The 15859-nt window shown below is 71.7% G+C and carries 19 protein-coding genes; 7 read left to right on the forward strand and 12 right to left on the reverse strand.

Annotated features, from left to right (window positions below):
• Positions 1-3: 3 nt before the first annotated feature.
• The 3 genes from AB0A90_RS30840 to AB0A90_RS30850 all read right to left on the reverse strand — a co-directional run bounded on the left by AB0A90_RS30840 (position 4) and on the right by AB0A90_RS30850 (position 3855).
• Entirely contained in the window at positions 4-1029 is a 1026-nt protein-coding gene (locus AB0A90_RS30840) for an aspartate-semialdehyde dehydrogenase (RefSeq protein WP_357254707.1), read from the reverse strand.
• A gap of 202 nt (positions 1030-1231) precedes the next feature.
• Positions 1232-2569 carry a pitrilysin family protein gene (locus AB0A90_RS30845; protein ID WP_357254709.1) on the reverse strand — a complete coding sequence of 446 codons (1338 nt, stop codon included), beginning with the start codon at positions 2567-2569 and terminating at the stop codon, positions 1232-1234.
• Positions 2566-3855 (reverse strand): pitrilysin family protein, encoded by a 1290-nt coding sequence (locus AB0A90_RS30850; RefSeq protein ID WP_357254711.1) that lies wholly within the window; start codon positions 3853-3855, stop codon positions 2566-2568. Before AB0A90_RS30850 ends, AB0A90_RS30845 begins: the two co-directional genes overlap by 4 nt.
• Positions 3856-3955: 100 nt before the next feature.
• Between AB0A90_RS30850 and AB0A90_RS30855 the strand changes: the two genes are divergently transcribed.
• The gene (locus tag AB0A90_RS30855) at positions 3956-4693 is read left to right on the forward strand and encodes a phosphodiesterase (protein WP_357254713.1); all 738 of its coding nucleotides are present in this window, start codon (positions 3956-3958) and stop codon (positions 4691-4693) included.
• On the opposite strand, the gene AB0A90_RS30860 is transcribed toward AB0A90_RS30855, so the two are convergent.
• A complete protein-coding gene (locus tag AB0A90_RS30860; RefSeq protein WP_357254715.1) occupies positions 4660-4878 on the reverse strand; it encodes a hypothetical protein in 219 nt (72 codons plus the stop codon). The two genes, AB0A90_RS30855 and AB0A90_RS30860, sit on opposite strands and share 34 nt — an antisense overlap.
• A gap of 274 nt (positions 4879-5152) precedes the next feature.
• Here AB0A90_RS30860 and AB0A90_RS30865 point away from each other — a divergent pair, with 274 nt between their 5' ends.
• From AB0A90_RS30865 to AB0A90_RS30875, 3 genes are all read left to right on the forward strand, one after another.
• Positions 5153-6247: a 3-deoxy-7-phosphoheptulonate synthase gene (locus AB0A90_RS30865; protein WP_357254717.1), complete on the forward strand. Its 1095-nt coding sequence runs from the start codon at positions 5153-5155 to the stop codon at positions 6245-6247.
• A gap of 292 nt (positions 6248-6539) precedes the next feature.
• Positions 6540-6764 (forward strand): hypothetical protein, encoded by a 225-nt coding sequence (locus tag AB0A90_RS30870; protein WP_357254719.1) that lies wholly within the window; start codon positions 6540-6542, stop codon positions 6762-6764.
• Between the two features lie 74 nt (positions 6765-6838).
• Entirely contained in the window at positions 6839-7033 is a 195-nt protein-coding gene (locus tag AB0A90_RS30875; RefSeq protein ID WP_357254720.1) for a hypothetical protein, read from the forward strand.
• 60 nt (positions 7034-7093) lie between these two features.
• Here AB0A90_RS30875 and AB0A90_RS30880 read toward each other — a convergent pair whose 3' ends face one another.
• From AB0A90_RS30880 to AB0A90_RS30890, 3 genes are read right to left on the reverse strand one after another with little or no spacing between them, the layout of a single operon-like run.
• Positions 7094-7636 (reverse strand): DUF1360 domain-containing protein, encoded by a 543-nt coding sequence (locus tag AB0A90_RS30880; protein ID WP_357254722.1) that lies wholly within the window; start codon positions 7634-7636, stop codon positions 7094-7096.
• A gap of 54 nt (positions 7637-7690) precedes the next feature.
• The gene (locus AB0A90_RS30885; protein ID WP_357254724.1) at positions 7691-8023 is read right to left on the reverse strand and encodes a hypothetical protein; all 333 of its coding nucleotides are present in this window, start codon (positions 8021-8023) and stop codon (positions 7691-7693) included.
• Entirely contained in the window at positions 8023-8358 is a 336-nt protein-coding gene (locus tag AB0A90_RS30890) for a DUF6158 family protein (RefSeq protein WP_357254726.1), read from the reverse strand. The genes AB0A90_RS30885 and AB0A90_RS30890 overlap by 1 nt, the downstream gene beginning before the upstream one ends.
• Before the next feature lie 131 nt (positions 8359-8489).
• On the opposite strand from AB0A90_RS30890, the gene AB0A90_RS30895 reads away from it, so the two are divergent.
• Positions 8490-8912: a hypothetical protein gene (locus AB0A90_RS30895; RefSeq protein ID WP_357254728.1), complete on the forward strand. Its 423-nt coding sequence runs from the start codon at positions 8490-8492 to the stop codon at positions 8910-8912.
• 25 nt (positions 8913-8937) lie between these two features.
• The gene (locus tag AB0A90_RS30900; RefSeq protein ID WP_357254729.1) at positions 8938-9267 is read left to right on the forward strand and encodes a DUF3817 domain-containing protein; all 330 of its coding nucleotides are present in this window, start codon (positions 8938-8940) and stop codon (positions 9265-9267) included.
• 39 nt (positions 9268-9306) lie between these two features.
• On the opposite strand, the gene AB0A90_RS30905 is transcribed toward AB0A90_RS30900, so the two are convergent.
• Positions 9307-9807, reverse strand: a complete 501-nt coding sequence (locus AB0A90_RS30905) for a DUF6232 family protein (protein ID WP_357254731.1) — start codon at positions 9805-9807, stop codon at positions 9307-9309.
• A gap of 506 nt (positions 9808-10313) precedes the next feature.
• On the opposite strand from AB0A90_RS30905, the gene AB0A90_RS30910 reads away from it, so the two are divergent.
• Positions 10314-11291 (forward strand): NlpC/P60 family protein, encoded by a 978-nt coding sequence (locus AB0A90_RS30910; RefSeq protein ID WP_357254733.1) that lies wholly within the window; start codon positions 10314-10316, stop codon positions 11289-11291.
• A 71-nt stretch (positions 11292-11362) separates the two neighbouring features.
• On the opposite strand, the gene AB0A90_RS30915 is transcribed toward AB0A90_RS30910, so the two are convergent.
• The 4 genes from AB0A90_RS30915 to AB0A90_RS30930 form a co-directional block, all read right to left on the reverse strand.
• A complete protein-coding gene (locus AB0A90_RS30915; protein WP_357254735.1) occupies positions 11363-12352 on the reverse strand; it encodes a sigma-70 family RNA polymerase sigma factor in 990 nt (329 codons plus the stop codon).
• Between the two features lie 375 nt (positions 12353-12727).
• Entirely contained in the window at positions 12728-13684 is a 957-nt protein-coding gene (gene murQ / locus AB0A90_RS30920; RefSeq protein ID WP_357254737.1) for an N-acetylmuramic acid 6-phosphate etherase, read from the reverse strand.
• Positions 13681-14595 carry a MurR/RpiR family transcriptional regulator gene (locus tag AB0A90_RS30925; protein WP_357254739.1) on the reverse strand — a complete coding sequence of 305 codons (915 nt, stop codon included), beginning with the start codon at positions 14593-14595 and terminating at the stop codon, positions 13681-13683. Before AB0A90_RS30925 ends, murQ begins: the two co-directional genes overlap by 4 nt.
• A 75-nt stretch (positions 14596-14670) precedes the next feature.
• Complete coding sequence (locus AB0A90_RS30930) at positions 14671-15687, reverse strand: NAD-dependent epimerase/dehydratase family protein (RefSeq protein WP_357254740.1); 1017 nt, start codon at positions 15685-15687, stop codon at positions 14671-14673.
• Between the last annotated feature and the right edge of the window lie 172 nt (positions 15688-15859).

Below are 15859 nucleotides of genomic sequence, written 5' to 3' on the forward strand. Positions count from 1 at the left end.
CGGTCAGCGATTCTCGGCGGCGACCAGCTCGGCAAGTTGCACCGCGTTGAGCGCCGCGCCCTTGCGCAGGTTGTCGTTGGAGCAGAACAGGGCCAGCCCGTAGTCGACGGTCTCGTCGGCGCGGATCCGGCCCACGTACGTCGGATCCTGGCCGGCGGCCTGCAACGGCGTCGGGACGTCGGTCAGCGCCACCCCGGGCGCGTCGGCCAGCAGCTCGTGGGCGCGCTGCGGGGTGAGCGGCCGGGCGAACCGGGCGTTGATCTGGAGCGAGTGCCCGGTGAAGACCGGCACCCGGACGCAGGTGCCGGAGACCAACAGGTCGGGGATCTCCAGGATCTTGCGGCTCTCGTTGCGGAGCTTCTGCTCCTCGTCGGTCTCGAACGAGCCGTCGTCGACGATCGAACCGGCCAGCGGGAGGACGTTGAAGGCGATCGGCTGGCTGAACGAGCGCGGCGCGGGGAACTCCACGGCCGACCCGTCGAAGGCCAACCCGGCGGCGTGCTCGGCCACCTTGCGGACCTGCTCGTCCAGCTCGGCGACGCCGGCCAGTCCGGCGCCGGAGACCGCCTGGTACGTGGAGACGACCAGCCCGATCAGACCAGCCTCGGCGTGCAACGGCCGCAGGACCGGCATCGCGGCCATCGTGGTGCAGTTGGGGTTGGCGATGATGCCCTTCGGGCGGTCGAGGGCCGCGTGCGGGTTGACCTCGGCGACCACCAGCGGCACCTGCGGGTCCATCCGGAACGCCGACGAGTTGTCGATCACCACGGCGCCGGCCTCGGCGACCCGGGGTGCCAGCTCCCGTGCCGTGCCCTTACCGGCCGAGAAGAGCACGATGTCCAGTCCGGAGTAGTCCGCGGTCGCGGCGTCCTCGACGGTCACCTCGCCGTCCCGCCACGGGAGCGTCCGCCCGGCCGACCGCGCCGAGGCGAACAACCGCACCTGCTCCGCCGGGAACTTCCGTTCCGCCAGCACCTGCCGCATCACGCCACCGACCTGGCCGGTGGACCCCACAATGCCGATCCTCATGCCCGCGAGGCTACCCAGGCCACCCCCGCAACCGGGAGCCCTTTCCCACCCCCCGGGTCCCGCATCACACGAACCCACCCACCACCCACCACCCACCCACCCCGCCCCACCCCACCCCGCGTGATCAAGAGATTTGCGTCAGAAATCGCTCTCGGGTTGACGCAAACCTCTTGATCAACCGCAAGGACCGGGGGTGGGTTGGTTAGGGGAGCAGGTCGCCCAGGGATGCTGCGGTCAGGTCGTCGCGGATGACCGCCGCGTCGCCCTCGATGACCAGGGTCAGCGCGTCCGGGTGCAGGTGGGTGGCCGCCGCCGCGGAGACCTGGTCCACGTCCGCGGCGAGCAGCGCCTCACGCAGCCGGGCGTGGTAATCGTCCGGCAGGTCGTGCACCACGAGCGTGGTCAGCGCCGACGCGATCGCCCGCGGGCTCTGCAACTCGACCGAGAGCTGCCCGGCCCGCCAGGACCGGGCCACCTCCAGCTCGTCCTCGGTCACCCCACCGGCCTGGGTACGGCTGATCTCACCCACCGCCTCGATCAGGGCCGGCACGGTGACCGCGGTCTGCACACCGGAGCTGACCCCGAACCGACCGAAGCGGCGGGACGAGGCGAAGTCACCCCGAACGCCGTAGGTGTAGCCGTGCACCTCGCGCAGCAGGTGGTTGAGGCGGGAGGTGAACGCCCCACCGAGGACCGTGCCGGCGAGGGTCATCGGCACGTGGTCGGGGTGCGCCCGCTGCGGCGACGGGTGGCCCAGCCGCAGCGTGGACTGCACCGAGCCGGGCCGGTCCACCAGGATGATCCGCCGCCCGGCGTGCAGCGGCACCTCGATCGGGCCACCCCGCTCGGCCGGGCCGCCACCGGTGCCGGCGAACGCCGCGGCGGCCAGCGCGTCCAGGTCGATCCGGTCCAGGTCGCCGGCGACGATCAGGGTGCCGGGACGCAGGAACCACTCGGAGTGGAAGACGGTGACGTCCTCCACGTCCAGGCCGGCGACCGACTCCGGGTCGCCGTACATCGGCCGGCCCCACCGGTTCTGGGCGCCGAACAGGTCACCGCGCAGCGCGGCGTCGGCGCGGGGGCCGGGGTTGGCCCAGTCCATCCGCAGCGCGGTCGCCTCGTCGTCCCGGACCCGGCGCACGTCGGCGGGGTCCAGCCTCGGCGTCCGGACCGCTTCGGCGAGCAACTCCACGGCGGCGCTGAGCCGGTCCACCGGGATCACCACGCTGGCCTGGAACGAGTCCCAGTCCAGCCCGGTCGACAACGAGGTGCCCAGCCCTTCGACGGCGAGCGCGTACGCGGCGGCGTCCCGCTGCGCCGTCCCCTCCTCCAACGCCTTGGCCAGCACACCGGACAGGCCCTCCTTGCCAACCGGCTCCTGGCCCGCGCCCACGTCGAGCAACAGCAGGGCCACGGCGAGGTTCTGCCCCGGCAGGTGCGCGGCGACGACCTGACCACCGGCCACGGTACGGCGAACCACCTGCGGAAACCGGTACGGACGGGCGGCACCCGGGCCGGGACGGTCGGCGATCAGCGTCATGAGGTCTCCTCGGGCAGGTAGGTCAGCAGCACCCGGTCGGTGGCGAGCACCTCGGCGGCGGCCTCGGCGATCTGCTCGGCGGTGACCGCGAGCAGACCCGGCAGCTGGTCGGCGACGCGGGCCGGGTCACCGAACTGCGTGGCGTACCGGCCGAGCAGGTCCGCGCGGCCGTCCACCGTGGACAGTTGACGCCACCACCCGGTGCTGAGCATCGCCTTGGCCCGATCCAGCTCGGAGGCGGTGACCGGCACGGTGGCCAACTCGTCGACGACCTCAGCCAACCCCTCGGCCAGTCGCTCGGCGCTCACCCCGGGGCGGGCGGTGGCGGTGGCGATCAGGGGTGCCGGGGCGTGCGCGAGATCCACCCCGTACGCCCCGACCAGGTCCGGCTGAGCGATCCGCTCACCGTCGGCGAGTCGCTGGTAGAGCCGGCTGCCCCGCCCGCTGCCGAGGACGGTGGCGAGCACGGTGACCACGTGGTACTCCGGGCTGCCGAACGGGTAGGTGCGGTGGGCGAGGTAGACCCGCGGCGCCGGTACGTCGGCGCGGACCGACTCGATTGCCGCCTGTCCGGTCGCCGGGACGTTGCGGCCGTCCGGGGCGGCCGGGATGTCGTCGCGTGCCGGCAGCGCCCCGAAGTACTTGTCGGCGAGCGCGAACACGTCGGACGCGGTGGCGTCGCCGACCACGGTGAGCACCGCGTTGTTGGGGGCGTAGTAGGTCTGGTGGAACGCCTGGAAGGTGGCCAGGTCGGCGGCGTTCAGGTCGGCCATCGAGCCGATCGTCGCGTGGTGGTACGGGTGCCCCGCCGGGTAGAGCAGCGGCAGCAACCGCAGCCAGGCGTCGCCGTACGGCACGTTCTCGTACCGCTGCCGGCGCTCGTTCTTGACCACGTCCCGCTGGTTGTCCAGCGTCTCCTGGGTGAGCGCGGGGACCAGGCCGCCCATCCGGTCGGCCTCCAGCCAGAGCGCCAACTCCAGGTGCTCGGCCGGGACGGTCTCGAAGTAGTTGGTCCGGTCCGGGTTGGTGGTGGCGTTGAGCGAGCCACCGGAGCCCTGGATCAGCTTCATGTGCTCGGTCTTCGCCACGTTCACCGAGCCCTCGAACATCAGGTGTTCGAAGAGGTGGGCGAAGCCGGTCTGCCCGCTCGGCTCGTGTCGGGAACCGACGTCGTACCAGAGGTTGACGGCCACGGCGGGCGCGGTGCGGTCCTCGCTCACCACCACGCGTAGGCCGTTGTCCAGTCGGGACGTCTCGATGGGCCAGGGGTAACCGCTGTCGGGCATACCCCGACGCTATCCGATCTCGCGGGCGGAAAGGTGACGTGCGGTGGGTCGGCGAGCCGGCCCCGGGCATCGAGACGGCCCTCCGGGGTACCGGAGGGCCATGACCGTCACCCCGCCCCCGTCCCGGTCCGCCGCCGTCGTCGAACGTGCCAGCGCCGCGCTCGGCCGGCTGCGCCACGGCCGGCTGCTGCATCCGGCCGGTCGCTCGTTCGCCGGCGAGGTGGTGATCTGGGGTACGCCCGGACCACCCACCGGGGTCGCCCTGCTGGACGAGCCCAACCGGTATCGGGCCACCGTCCGGCTCTCCAAGGGAACCCCCACGCCCGGCGGCTGGCCGGACGTGCTGGGCGTCGCGCTGCGCCTGCACCACGACCGCGGTCGACCGTTCGACCTGCTGGTCAGCTCCAGCGGCGCGGCCCCGCTACTGCGGAACCTGCCGCTGCCCCGACGGCGCTTCACCGGGACGTACAGCACGATCGTGGGTTACCGCGTGGGACCGCGCCGGATCTGGCTGGCCACGCTGGCCGACCCCGACTCCGTGGACCTCGGGAGCAGCCTGCGCACGGTGGCCGCCGCGACCCGGACGGACACACCGCGCCTGGTGCTCGCGGTCGCGTCCGCCGTCGGGTCGTGGCGGCCGGTGGGGCAGGTCGGGATCGGTGCCCCGCTCAGCGCCGAGGAGGACGCCGCGCTCGCGTTCGACCCGGTGCGGAACCTGCCACCCGAACTGCGGGCGGCAGGTCCGCTGGCCTGGCTGCGGGAGCACACCTACCGGGGATCCCGCCGGGCGCGTGGGGCCACCGCTCAGTCGGGCGGCTCGACCGCGACCACTGTCTGATCCGAGGTACGACGTTCCAGCACCGTGTCGGGCGCCGCGTTCTGGTCCGCCTCCCGGAGGTCCGACTCGGCGAGGATGGCCTCGGCCTGCGCCTCCGGATCGTCGCTGCCCGCGGCGATCTCCTCGGGCAGGAGGTGGTGGGCACGGGACTCCACCCGCTCCTGATCACTCTGCTCGTCAGTCATGGCTCCCCTGTTACCCCGACCCCGCTCCTGGCACGCGGTCTCCGCCCCGCATCTTGGGACGACGGGCCGGAGGTTCCCGTGCGGTCGGGTACGCTTGCCCCCGTGACGCGTTCCTATCGATGGTTTAGGCAGCCGGCTGGCACGCCGGTGACTTCACCATGAACTGACGTCACCACGGACCGAGCCGGCTGGGCAGGAGCTGTCGTTCCTGCCCTTTTGCGTACGAGCAGCCGGCTCGGCTCGGGCACCGGCCCCGGGCACGGTCGGCGGAAGGATGCCCACCGTGACGACCCCGGAGACCGATCGGGTCAGCGATCAGCGGATCGACCGTGTCGTGCCGCTGACCACGCCCGCCCTGCTGCACCACGAGTTGCCCCTGGACGCCTCGCTCGCGTCGGCCGTGCTGACCGGTCGCCGCGCGGTGGGTCGCGTGCTGGATCGCGAGGACGACCGCCTGCTGGTGGTGGTCGGCCCCTGCTCGGTGCATGACCCGGCCGCCGCCCTCGAGTACGCGGGGCGTCTGCGTGCGGTAGCCGACCGGCTCGCCGACGACCTGCTGATCGTCATGCGGGTCTACTTCGAGAAGCCGCGCTCGACCGTCGGTTGGAAGGGCCTGATCAACGACCCGGGCCTGGACGGCAGCGGCGACGTCAACACCGGCCTACGGCTGGCCCGAGCGCTGCTGCTCGACGTACTGCGGGTCGGTCTGCCGGTGGGCTGCGAGTTCCTCGACCCGATCACGCCGCAGTACATCGCGGACACGGTGGGCTGGGGCGCGATCGGCGCCCGCACCGTGGAGAGTCAGGTGCACCGCCAACTCGCCTCGGGTCTGTCCATGCCGATCGGCATGAAGAACCGCCCGGACGGCAGCATCGGCACCGCTGTGGACGCGATCCGCGCCGCCGGCGTGCCGCACGTCTTCCCCGGTATCGACTTCTCCGGCACTCCGGCGATCATGCACACCCGGGGCAACTCCGACGGTCATCTGGTGCTGCGCGGTGGGGGCGGGCGACCCAACTACGACGCGGACTCGGTCGCCGGGGCGCTCGACCTGCTCCGCGCCGCGGAACTGCCGGAGCGGCTGGTGATCGACGCCAGTCACGCCAACAGCGGCAAGGACCACCGCAACCAGCCGCGGGTCGCCTTCGACGTGGCCGCCCAGCTGGCCGCCGGCCAGCGCGGGATCACCGGCGTGATGCTGGAGTCGTTCCTGCTGCCCGGCCGGCAGGACCTCGACCCGACCCGGACGCTTGAGTACGGCCGGTCGGTCACCGACGCCTGCCTCGGCTGGGACGACACCGTCGAGGTGCTCGACCACCTGGCCTCCGCGGTGCAGGCCCGCCGGGCCACCCTGCCGGCGACGGTGTGACCGCCGACACTGCGGCGCGCGGAACACTGGTGGGGGCCGGCTCGTTGACTGGGGTGTCGGTGTGTCATGTGTCCCCGGGCCTCACCTAAATAGACTTCGCGGAATACCGTCCGGCTGGAGCCGCGTAGTGCCACTCGCCGAGAGGCGACCTGCACACCGACACCAGCGCCGCCCCCGGCCAAACGGCCGGGGGCGGCGCTGTATGTGTGCCTGGGGCGGGGCCCGCCAGGGGACGTGGGGTCGGGCCACCGGCGTGACGTTTGACCGATTCCGCCCCGGGTAGCTGATCGACGTGACCGACGACGCATTCGTGCCCGACGAGCCGGACACCCGGGCCCTCGACGACCTGCTGAACGACGTCTACCGGGCGCAGGAGCGGGTCACCCAGGCGGAGATCTACCGCCAGGCGGTGGCCGCCGAGCTTCCGCCGGATCTGCTCGCGCGCATCGACGCGCTGCCCGAGGGCGAGTACTCGGTGGACGAGGCCAGCGACCTGCTGGGCGGTTCCATCGGCTGAGCGACCTGGCGATTTCATCGGCTGAGCGACCTGGGCGGTTCCACCGCTGGGGCCACCGCAGAAGGGACACCGACATGACGCACCACGAGGACCACGACGAGAAGGTGCCGGCGCTGGGTCAACCGCCGAAGGGCAGGGACACCACGCCCGAGCCGGACTTCGCCAACGAACACGACCGCACCGCCGTGGACCGGGACATCGTCACCGGGGCGGACGAGGACGAACGCGAGCCGGAGTCGCCGCACGGCTGGTCCGGCATGGAGCGCTGAGACAGGTACGAACAACGGGGGCCGGCGTCCGCCGGCCCCCGTTTTTGCGCGTCCATTCGGTCAGTCGTCGTCGTGGTGCCCACCCTCGGCGGCCTGCTGCGCCGTCGCGTACGCCATCTGGAGGAAGTCCGACGCGGCGACCGCCGTCAGCGCGGTGGCCACCAGCCGGGTCAGCCGGGGTGCGAGCACCAGACCCCCGGTCAGCCCGGTGGCCACCCAGACCGCCAGACAGAACGGGCAGCTCAGCAGCTCGCCGATGGCATGCCGGGTCGGGCTGCCCGAGTCGCGGACCTGCTCCATCACCTCGCCGCTGCCGATCGGACGGTCATATTGGGTGAACGGCGCCCGCAGAGGGCTGGTCACCGCGTCCTTGGACAGCAGCCGGCTCAGCTTGTGCGTGGCGATGGAGAGCAACACCACGTCGGACGCGGCGGGGCGCTCCGGTACCGGCCGGCCGGTCGCCTTGACCAGGCCGGCGAGCGCCCCGGTCACCCCGGCGTAGGCACCCATGGCCACCAGGTAACCGCCGAGCGGCCGGTGTTCGTGCGGCGCGTACGCCCGGCGCAACCGCGCCGCCTTCTGTCGCAGGCCAGTGTCGCTCACCCGGTCTCCTCACTATCTCGTGGTGGTGCGGGAGCGGCGTCCCGCGGGGCCGCCTCAGCCGGCCTGGAGGTTGTCGGCGACCTCGCGTGCCAGGTTGGTGAGCGCCTCGTCGGCCAACTGGTCTGGACCTGAGCCGTCCGTACCGTCGGCCAGATCGAGCTGGATCCGGGCGCCACCGGAGTCGGCCGACTCCACCCGGATCTCGGCGGACCAGTCGGCGTCGCCACCCCACCGGGCGCGCAACTCCGCGCCGCTGATCTCCGCGGTGGGGTTACCGCCGCCGCGCAGCGGTTCCGGCAGCCACGCGGAGGCGCGGTTGGGGTCGGTGGCGGTGTTGAAGACCACCTCGGGTGGCGCGGACATCCCGCGCACGGCGCGCGCCGCCATCAGGAGTCCCGCAGACGGTTGGGGTCGACCTCCCGGCCCGGGTGACGCGCCAGGTATTCGGTCTCCAGCTCCGCGGTGCGACGCAGATGGTTGGCGAGCGCGGAGTCCGCCGCGTGCCGCAGGGTGTCCAGGCGGGTGCGGTGCAGGCTGTGCATCTCGCGGATCAGATCCTCGTCGCTCAGCTCCGTCGGGTCGACGCCGGGCAGGTCGCCGTCGAGAGCGCCCGCCGGGTCGGCGAGGTCATCGCCACTCCACTCGGGCACCCGCTGCTCCGGGCTCATGTCCGTGCTGCCGCTGGACGCAAAGCCGTCCTCACGTACCGATCCGGTCATCATCGCCCCCCTTGATCTCGTTTGGGCTGGCGTCTAGACGATTGCCCAGGCGCGGTGTCGCCAAACCATCCCGGCCACGCGACAACTACGACACCGTGTCGGAGACCGGCGGCGCCCCCGGTACTCTCGATGCCATGAGGCGGCTCTGGACCCCGGCGTGGATCGCACGTCACGTGGCCATGGTCGTGCTGGTCGTGGGCTTCCTCGGGCTGGGCTGGTGGCAGATCAGCCGGGCCGCCGCCGGCAACAGCCTGAGCTGGGGGTACGCGGTCGAATGGCCGATCTTCGCCGGCTTCGTGGTCTACGTCTGGTGGCGTGAGGTGAAGTTGGCCCGTCGCCGGGCGACCGACAGCGACGCGCCTTCGGCGGAGCCGGCCACCGAGCCCGCGCCGACGGTCGCCACCGGGTCCCGACCGGTGGTACGCCGACCGGTGCGGGTGTCCCGGGGGCCGTCCGGCGACGACGCCGTCGAGGACACGGACCTGGCCGCCTACAACCACTACCTGTCATGGTTGAGCGCCAATCCGGGCGCCCGACCCGGTGACTATCCCGGCTGAGCCGGGCTCGGAAGGACGGACGAAGGTGGGCGCTGCCCTTACCCGTTACCGCGCGATCGCCTGGATCGTGGGTGTCGTGCTGATCCTGCTGGTCGTGATCGGCATGCCGCTGAAGTACGTGTTCGACAACGCGGTCGTGGTGGAGACGGTGGGGCCCGCGCACGGGTTCCTCTACATGATCTACCTGGTGGCGGCGTTCGACCTGAGCCGTCGGGCCGACTGGCCGCTGAAGCGGATGCTGCTGGTGATGTTGGCCGGCACCGTGCCGTTCGTCTCCTTCTACGCCGAGCGCCGGGTCAGCGCCTGGGTGGCCGCACCGCAGGAGACCCGTACCCCGGAGCCGGTCGCCCGCTGAGCGGCCGGTGGGGCCGACGCGCGCTCGGCGTCCGTCGGCTCAACGGCTGGGCCGCCACGGCTCGGCCGAGGCGAGCGGGTCGACCCAGCCGCCGAGTCGGTTCATTTCCCGTGCGCGCAGCAGCGCCCGGGTGACCTGGCCGAACTGCCGCTCGTCGTCGGCGCTGAAGAGCAGCATCTCCGCTCCCCCGTACCACCCCCACAGCTCGTGCGGTGGTGGGCGCCAGCGGTCGCCGACCACGGCCAGCGCGGCCGGCAGCAGGAACACCGCACCGAGGATGAGGTACGCACCGGCGGTCAGGCGGTGCAGCCCGCCGGTGAAGCCGAGCAGTAGCCCGACGCCGCCGAGCATGCTGGCGGTGATGACGACGGCCCGGACGGCGATCCGGTCGTGCGGACCCCGGGTGGTACGCAGATGGGTCAGGTCGGCGACCCGGTAACTGGTCCGGCCGACCGTGAACCGGTCGGCGGTCACGATGATGCCGGGCCGCGCGTAGAGCAGGGTCGACCGGCCGCCTGGCACCGATCGCGGCGGTCGCACACGTGCGCCTTCACGATTCACGGTTCCTCCCGTGGGGACGGTTGACCGAGATGACCGGCGGTGACGGCTGCGGCTGTCTGCCGACGGGATTCCCGGCGTCAGCCCCATTGTGTTGGTGCGTCGCCAGCCGACCTCCGCATTTGCCGGTTGTCGACAGCCACCCCCGCGAGGGACATCACCAAGAAACAGCATCCATTTCAGCTTTTATCGGTTATGGCGGCCGGTGATCCGACGGGATACGCCCGGAACGACGAAAGTCGCATATCTGCCAGCCGGTGACGAAAAGGCCTTTTCACGCCCCCACAGGTCTCAGCAGCTCCACCCCACGCAGGAACATGAGCCGCCACTCGCCCAACTTTCGCCCCTGCTTCAACTGCGAGCGACATCCGTCCCGGGTTAGGTTGGTTGCGCCGGTCCGGCCCAGTGCCGTCCGCCCGGATGGCCCCGGCCGGTGTCGCCGAGGGCGTCAGCAGCCCCGGCGGCCGTGGGAGAGGGGCCTTCCGCTCTTGTCATCCCTGAGAAACCTGCTGCGTACCGTGGCGCTCGCCGGCATGTCGGCCGCGCTGATCGCCCCGACGGCGGTGGCGCACGCCGAGCCGTCCCCCGCCGAACTGACCCGCCGGATCGAGACGTCCTCGGCCGAGTTGGAACGGGTCGTGGAGTCGTACAACAAGCTGCGTGAGGAGATCAAGACCAACGAGGCCACGGTGGGCCGATTACAGACCCGAATCGGCCCGCTGGAGCAGCAGGTCGAGCAGAGCAGGGCCGACGTGGCCGAGCTTGCCTCCACGGCGTACAAGAGCGGCGGCCTGCGGACCGCGGACGCCCTGCTGCGTCCCGGCGGCTCCGCCGCGCTGCTGGACCGGCTGGGCACGCTCGACCAGCTGACCCGCCAACGGCAGGAGCGCATCTCCGGCTTCACCGCCGACCAGCGACGGCTGCTGGACGAGAAGGCCAGCCTGGACGCCACCCTGACCCGGCAGGCAGCGCAGGCCCGTCAGCTCGCGACGGGCAGGAAGCAGATCGAGCAGGACCTGGCCAAGCTGTACGAGCTGCGTCGGCAGGCGTACGGGGCGGCCACCGAGCGTCCCGCGCCGAAGGCGGCGGCGGCCGAGGCCAAGAACGTGCCCGCGGTGGCCGGTGACGCCGGCGCCGCCGTGCGATACGCGTTCGGCGCGGTCGGCAAGCCCTACGTCTGGGCAGCCGACGGACCGAACGGCTACGACTGTTCCGGGCTGACCTCGGCGGCCTGGCGGGCGGCCGGAAAGTCCCTGCCGCACAACACCCGGATGCAGTGGAGTGCCGTCGCGCACATCGGGCGGGGCGACCTACGCCCGGGTGACCTGGTCTTCTACAGCGGGCTCGGGCACGTCGCCCTCTACGTGGGCGACGGCCAGGTGATCGACGCGCCAAGCGCCGGCCGCAACGTGCTCAAACGGGGCATGAACATGATGTCCATCCAGGGCTACGGCCGGGTCCGCTAGCTGACCCGACAACGGCGAACGGCCGGCGTCCCCCTATCGGACGCCGGCCGTTCGCCGTTGTTACTACCAGGTCAGGCTGCCTGCAGCCCCTCCGCCCGGGCCAGCTCACGCAGCCGGCCGAGGGCCTGGATCTCCAACTGCCGGATCCGCTCGCGGGACAGCGAGAACCGGGACGCGACCTCGGTGAGCGAGTGCTCCCGGCCGTCCTCCAGCCCGTAGCGGGCGCGCATGATGCCGGCGGACCGGTCGTCGAGGTGGTTGAGCAGCCCCTCGATGCGCTGCCGCTCCAGGCCGCTGAGGACGATGTCCTCCGGCGACGGCGCGTCGCTGTCGGCGACCAGGTCGCCGAGGCTCGTGTCGCCGTCGTCGCCGACCGGGGTGTCCAGCGAGACGGTGTCCTGCGACCAGCGGCGCAGCTCGTTGACCCGCTCGACGGTGACGCCGAGGGAGGCAGCGATCTGCTCCGGCTCCGGGTCGGAGCCCAGCTCACGGGTCAACTGCCGGGCCACGTTGCGCATCCGGTTGACGTCCTCCACGAGGTGCACCGGCAGACGGACGGTGCGCTCCTGCTGAGCGATCGCCCGGCTGATCGCCTGACGGATCCACCAGGTGGCGTAGGTGGAGAACTTGTAGCCGCGCTCGTAGTCGAACTTCTCGACCGCCCGGACCAGGCCGGTGTTGCCCTCCTGGATCAGGTCCAGCATGGGCATGCCCGACCGCACGTAACGGCGGGCGATCGACACGACCAGTCGGAGGTTGGCGCGGATGAAGAGATCCTTCGCCCGCTCCCCCTCGACGACCAGCCACTCTAGGTCGGCCCGGTCCACACCGGCGGGGACGGCTTCCTCACCGAGCAGGTGCTCGGCGTAGAGGCCAGCCTCGATCGCCTTGGATAGGTCGACCTCCCGGGCGGCGTCCAGCAGTGGCGTCCGGGAGATCTCGTGCAGGTAGACGCCGACCAGGTCGCGCTCCTCGGCTACCTGATCGGTGCGCATGCCGATGTTCTTGTCCACGTTGCCCACGGTCCCCTCGCTCGCGCCGGTTGCCCGGTTCCTAGCCATTCCCCACGTCCGTCAACCCCTGGTAACTTCTGCTGTGCCCATCGGTGCTGACACCTACACAACAGATGAGAAGTGCCGGGGATTCCGTGTGGTGAGTCGAAAGTGTCACGAATGCCTGAGTAGTAGCTGAGAGCACGGTCCACGTTTGCTGTCAGCATCCCGTCGGATGGCTCGCCGCTGGGCACCACGCACGGGTTACGCACCATGGCAACACCGCCCGCCGTGGGGGCACAGCGACCCGGGTCACCACCACGCTGCGATCCTGGTCACTGCCAGATACGCGTCGAAGGACCGGTCGGTTCATCCTCGGGGGTGTTATTACCCCCCGGCCAAGTGAACAATCCGAAGCCCCGTTCGCTTCCCGGGGGCGTACGGCTACGGGGCGAGCAGTGCGAGGGCTCCGCGTACCTGGTCGGCGGAGCGGGCCAGCGCGGCCCGGGCGGCGTCCACCTCGGCACCGGAGACCAGGGAGACCAGCGCCGTCTTCAGGTCACCGTCGGCCTCGGCGAGCGCCTGCCGGCAAACCTCCTCCGAGCAGCCGGTGGCCTCGACCAGAATCGAGATCATTCGGCCGCGGAGCTTCGCGTTGGTGGCCACCATATCGATCATGAGGTTCGAGTAGACCCGACCCAGGCGCACCATGACGGCGGTCGAGAACGTGTTGAGCACCAACTTCTGCGCCGTGCCCGCCTTCATCCGGGTCGACCCGGTGACCACCTCGGGTCCGGTGTCCACCCCGATGAACACGTCCACCGACCGGCCGGCCTCCGCCTCCGGATTGGCGCAGAGCAACACCGTCGAGGCGCCCTTGGCACGGGCCGCGGCGAGCGCCCCGAGCACGTACGGGGTGCGTCCGCTCGCCGCCAGACCCACCACCAGGTCGCCGGTGCGTACACAACTGGCCGCCTCGACCGCGCCGCCCCGGTCGTCGTCCTCGGCGTCCTCCACGGCCCGCCACATGGCGTCCGGACCGCCGGCGAGGTGGGCGCAGAACCAGTGCCGGGGCGAGTTGAAGGTGGGGGCCAGCTCGGCCGCGTCGAGGACGCCGAGCCGACCGGAGGTGCCGGCGCCGAAGTAGTGCACCCGGTGGCCGCCGCGTAGCGCCTCGACCGCCAGGTCGACGGTGATGGCGATCTCGTCGAGCACCCCGGCGACCGCCGCCGGCACCCGCCGGTCCGCCTCGTTGATCACGGTGAGCACGTCCCGGGTCGACATCAGGTCGAGGTCGACGCTCAGCGGGTTACGCCGTTCGGTGGGTGCGCCCACCCGGACTGTCGGGCGGGCGGGTGGTGCGGGCAGGTCTGCGTCCGGTTCCACCGCACCGGCCGTCACGGCCGCCTCCGGTTGGCACCCACCCGGTGCGACTGGACCGCCTCGGCGGTCGACTCCAGGGCCTTGCGGGCCCGAGCCCGGTTGCGGGCGGCCACCCCGACGAAGAGGCAGTCGACGACGGTGAGCTGGGCAAGCCGGCTGGCCGTCGCGCCGGAGCGGTAGGTGGTCTCCCTGGCGGCAGTGGTCAACACGAAGTCCGCCACGTCGGTGATCGGCGAGCGCGGGAAGTTGGTGAGCGCCACGGTGACGGCACCTCGCGTACGGGCCTGCTCCAGCACCTCGATCACGTCGGAGGTCGTGCCGCTGTGCGAGATGCCGATCGCCACGTCACCCCGACCGAGGAGCGCGGCCGAGGTCAGCGCGGTGTGCACGTCCGGGAAGTAGAAGGCGATCCGGCCGATGCGGTGCAGCTTCTGCTGGAAGTCCGATGCGACGAACCCGCTGGCGCCAGCGCCGTAGATGTCGATCCGACCGGCGCTGTTGATCGCCTCGACCACCTGCTCACAGACGGCGGGGTCGAGCTGCTCGGCAGTCTCCTCGACCGCACGGGCGTCGTTGAACGCGATGGTGGCGATGATCTGGGCGAGGTCGGCACCGGGCGGGATGTCGCCGCCGACCACCCGGGCGTCCGGTGGCTCGATCCGGCGGGCGGCCTCGGCGGCGAGCCGGATCCGCAGTTGGGGGTAACCGTCCATGCCGACCGAACGGCAGAACCGGATGACTGTCGCCTCCGAGGTCTCCGCCGCGGTGGCGAGGTCGGTGATGGTCCGCCTGGCCGCAGCGGCCGGGTCGGAGACGACCAGCCGGGCAACCCGCTGCTCGGCGGGCGACAGCGACGGCAGCAGCCCACTGATGTGGACGATCAGCCCACCGGGCTCCTGACTCGCAGAAATCTTCGGACTCTTCGCCACGGATGAAACTTACTTTCACCTGGCGTGAGCGTCAACCATGACTGGCCGTTACGACGGAAACGGCCGACGGCTGAATCACCGGTCCCGCACAGCCTGCCACTCCCGCAGCACCGCCGCCTCATCCGCCGGGTCCAGTCCCCCCTGCCGGACGGCCGCGGGGTCCGCTCTCATCCAGTTGGCGGTCGCCCGAACAGTGTCGGACAGTGGACGGACCGCCAGCCCGGCGCCCAGAGCCGGACGCGCGTCCCGGTCCATCAGGCCGGCGTTCTCCGGCAGCCGCACCCACAGCGGCAGGGCCCGCTCCCCCGACCACTCACGGACTTCGTGGGCCAGCAGGAACTCCTGCTCCACCCAGGTGAGGACCGGTTCGGCGACACCCAGCCCGGCGGCGACCCCGTGCAGCAGGTCGGCGCGGGACATGGCCGGCCCGGTGCCGTCGTACGTGCCGGTGAGGCCGGTGTCGGCGGCATGCAGCAGCCAGGCCGCCAGATCGGCGACGTCCACGAACTGCACCCGGTCGGTCGGCCGACCGGGCGCGAGCACCTCTCCACCTGCCGCCAGCCGCCGCACCCAGTACGGGAAGCGGTCGCTCGGGTCCTCCGCGCCGACGATCAACCCCGCCCGGCAGATGAACGAACGGTCCACACCCATCCGCTCCCGGACCAGCCGCTCGATGCTCACCTTGCACTCGCCGTACCAGCGGTGGTCCGGACCGACCGGGCCGTCAACCTCGGGTGGGGCCGGTGCCAGCACTGGCGCGTCCGACGCGGTCTGACCCGGGGTGGTGTTGTCCGCGTACACCGAGATCGTCGACACGAAGGACCAGTGGTCGACCCGCTCGGCAAGCGCGGCCAGCGCGTACCGGGCGTGACTGATCTGGCGGGTCACGTCGACCACGGCGTCGAAACCCGCGTCGGCGAGCGGTGCCAGCGCCTCGGGGTCGTCCCGGTCCACGGGCACGAAACGGACCCCGGCCGGTACGGCGCCAGACACGCCCCGGGCCGCACAGGTCACCTCGTGCCCCTGCTCGACGGCGAGCTGGGCCGTTGCCCGGCCGAGGAATCGAGTGCCACCGAGAATGAGGATCCGCATCCGCCGATCCTGCACCCCCACGCTCCAAACAACCCCACCAATCTGCCCACCGCAGACAGCGATCATGAGGTTGTAGCCATTCACCTCGGCGTGTCGCAGCAATAACCTCATGATCGACGGGGGCAGGGGCCGGGGGGTGTGGGGGCGCGGCGGGGGGTGTGGGGGTACTAGC

Source organism: Micromonospora sp. NPDC049204 (assembly GCF_040647935.1).
GTDB lineage: Bacteria > Actinomycetota > Actinomycetes > Mycobacteriales > Micromonosporaceae > Micromonospora.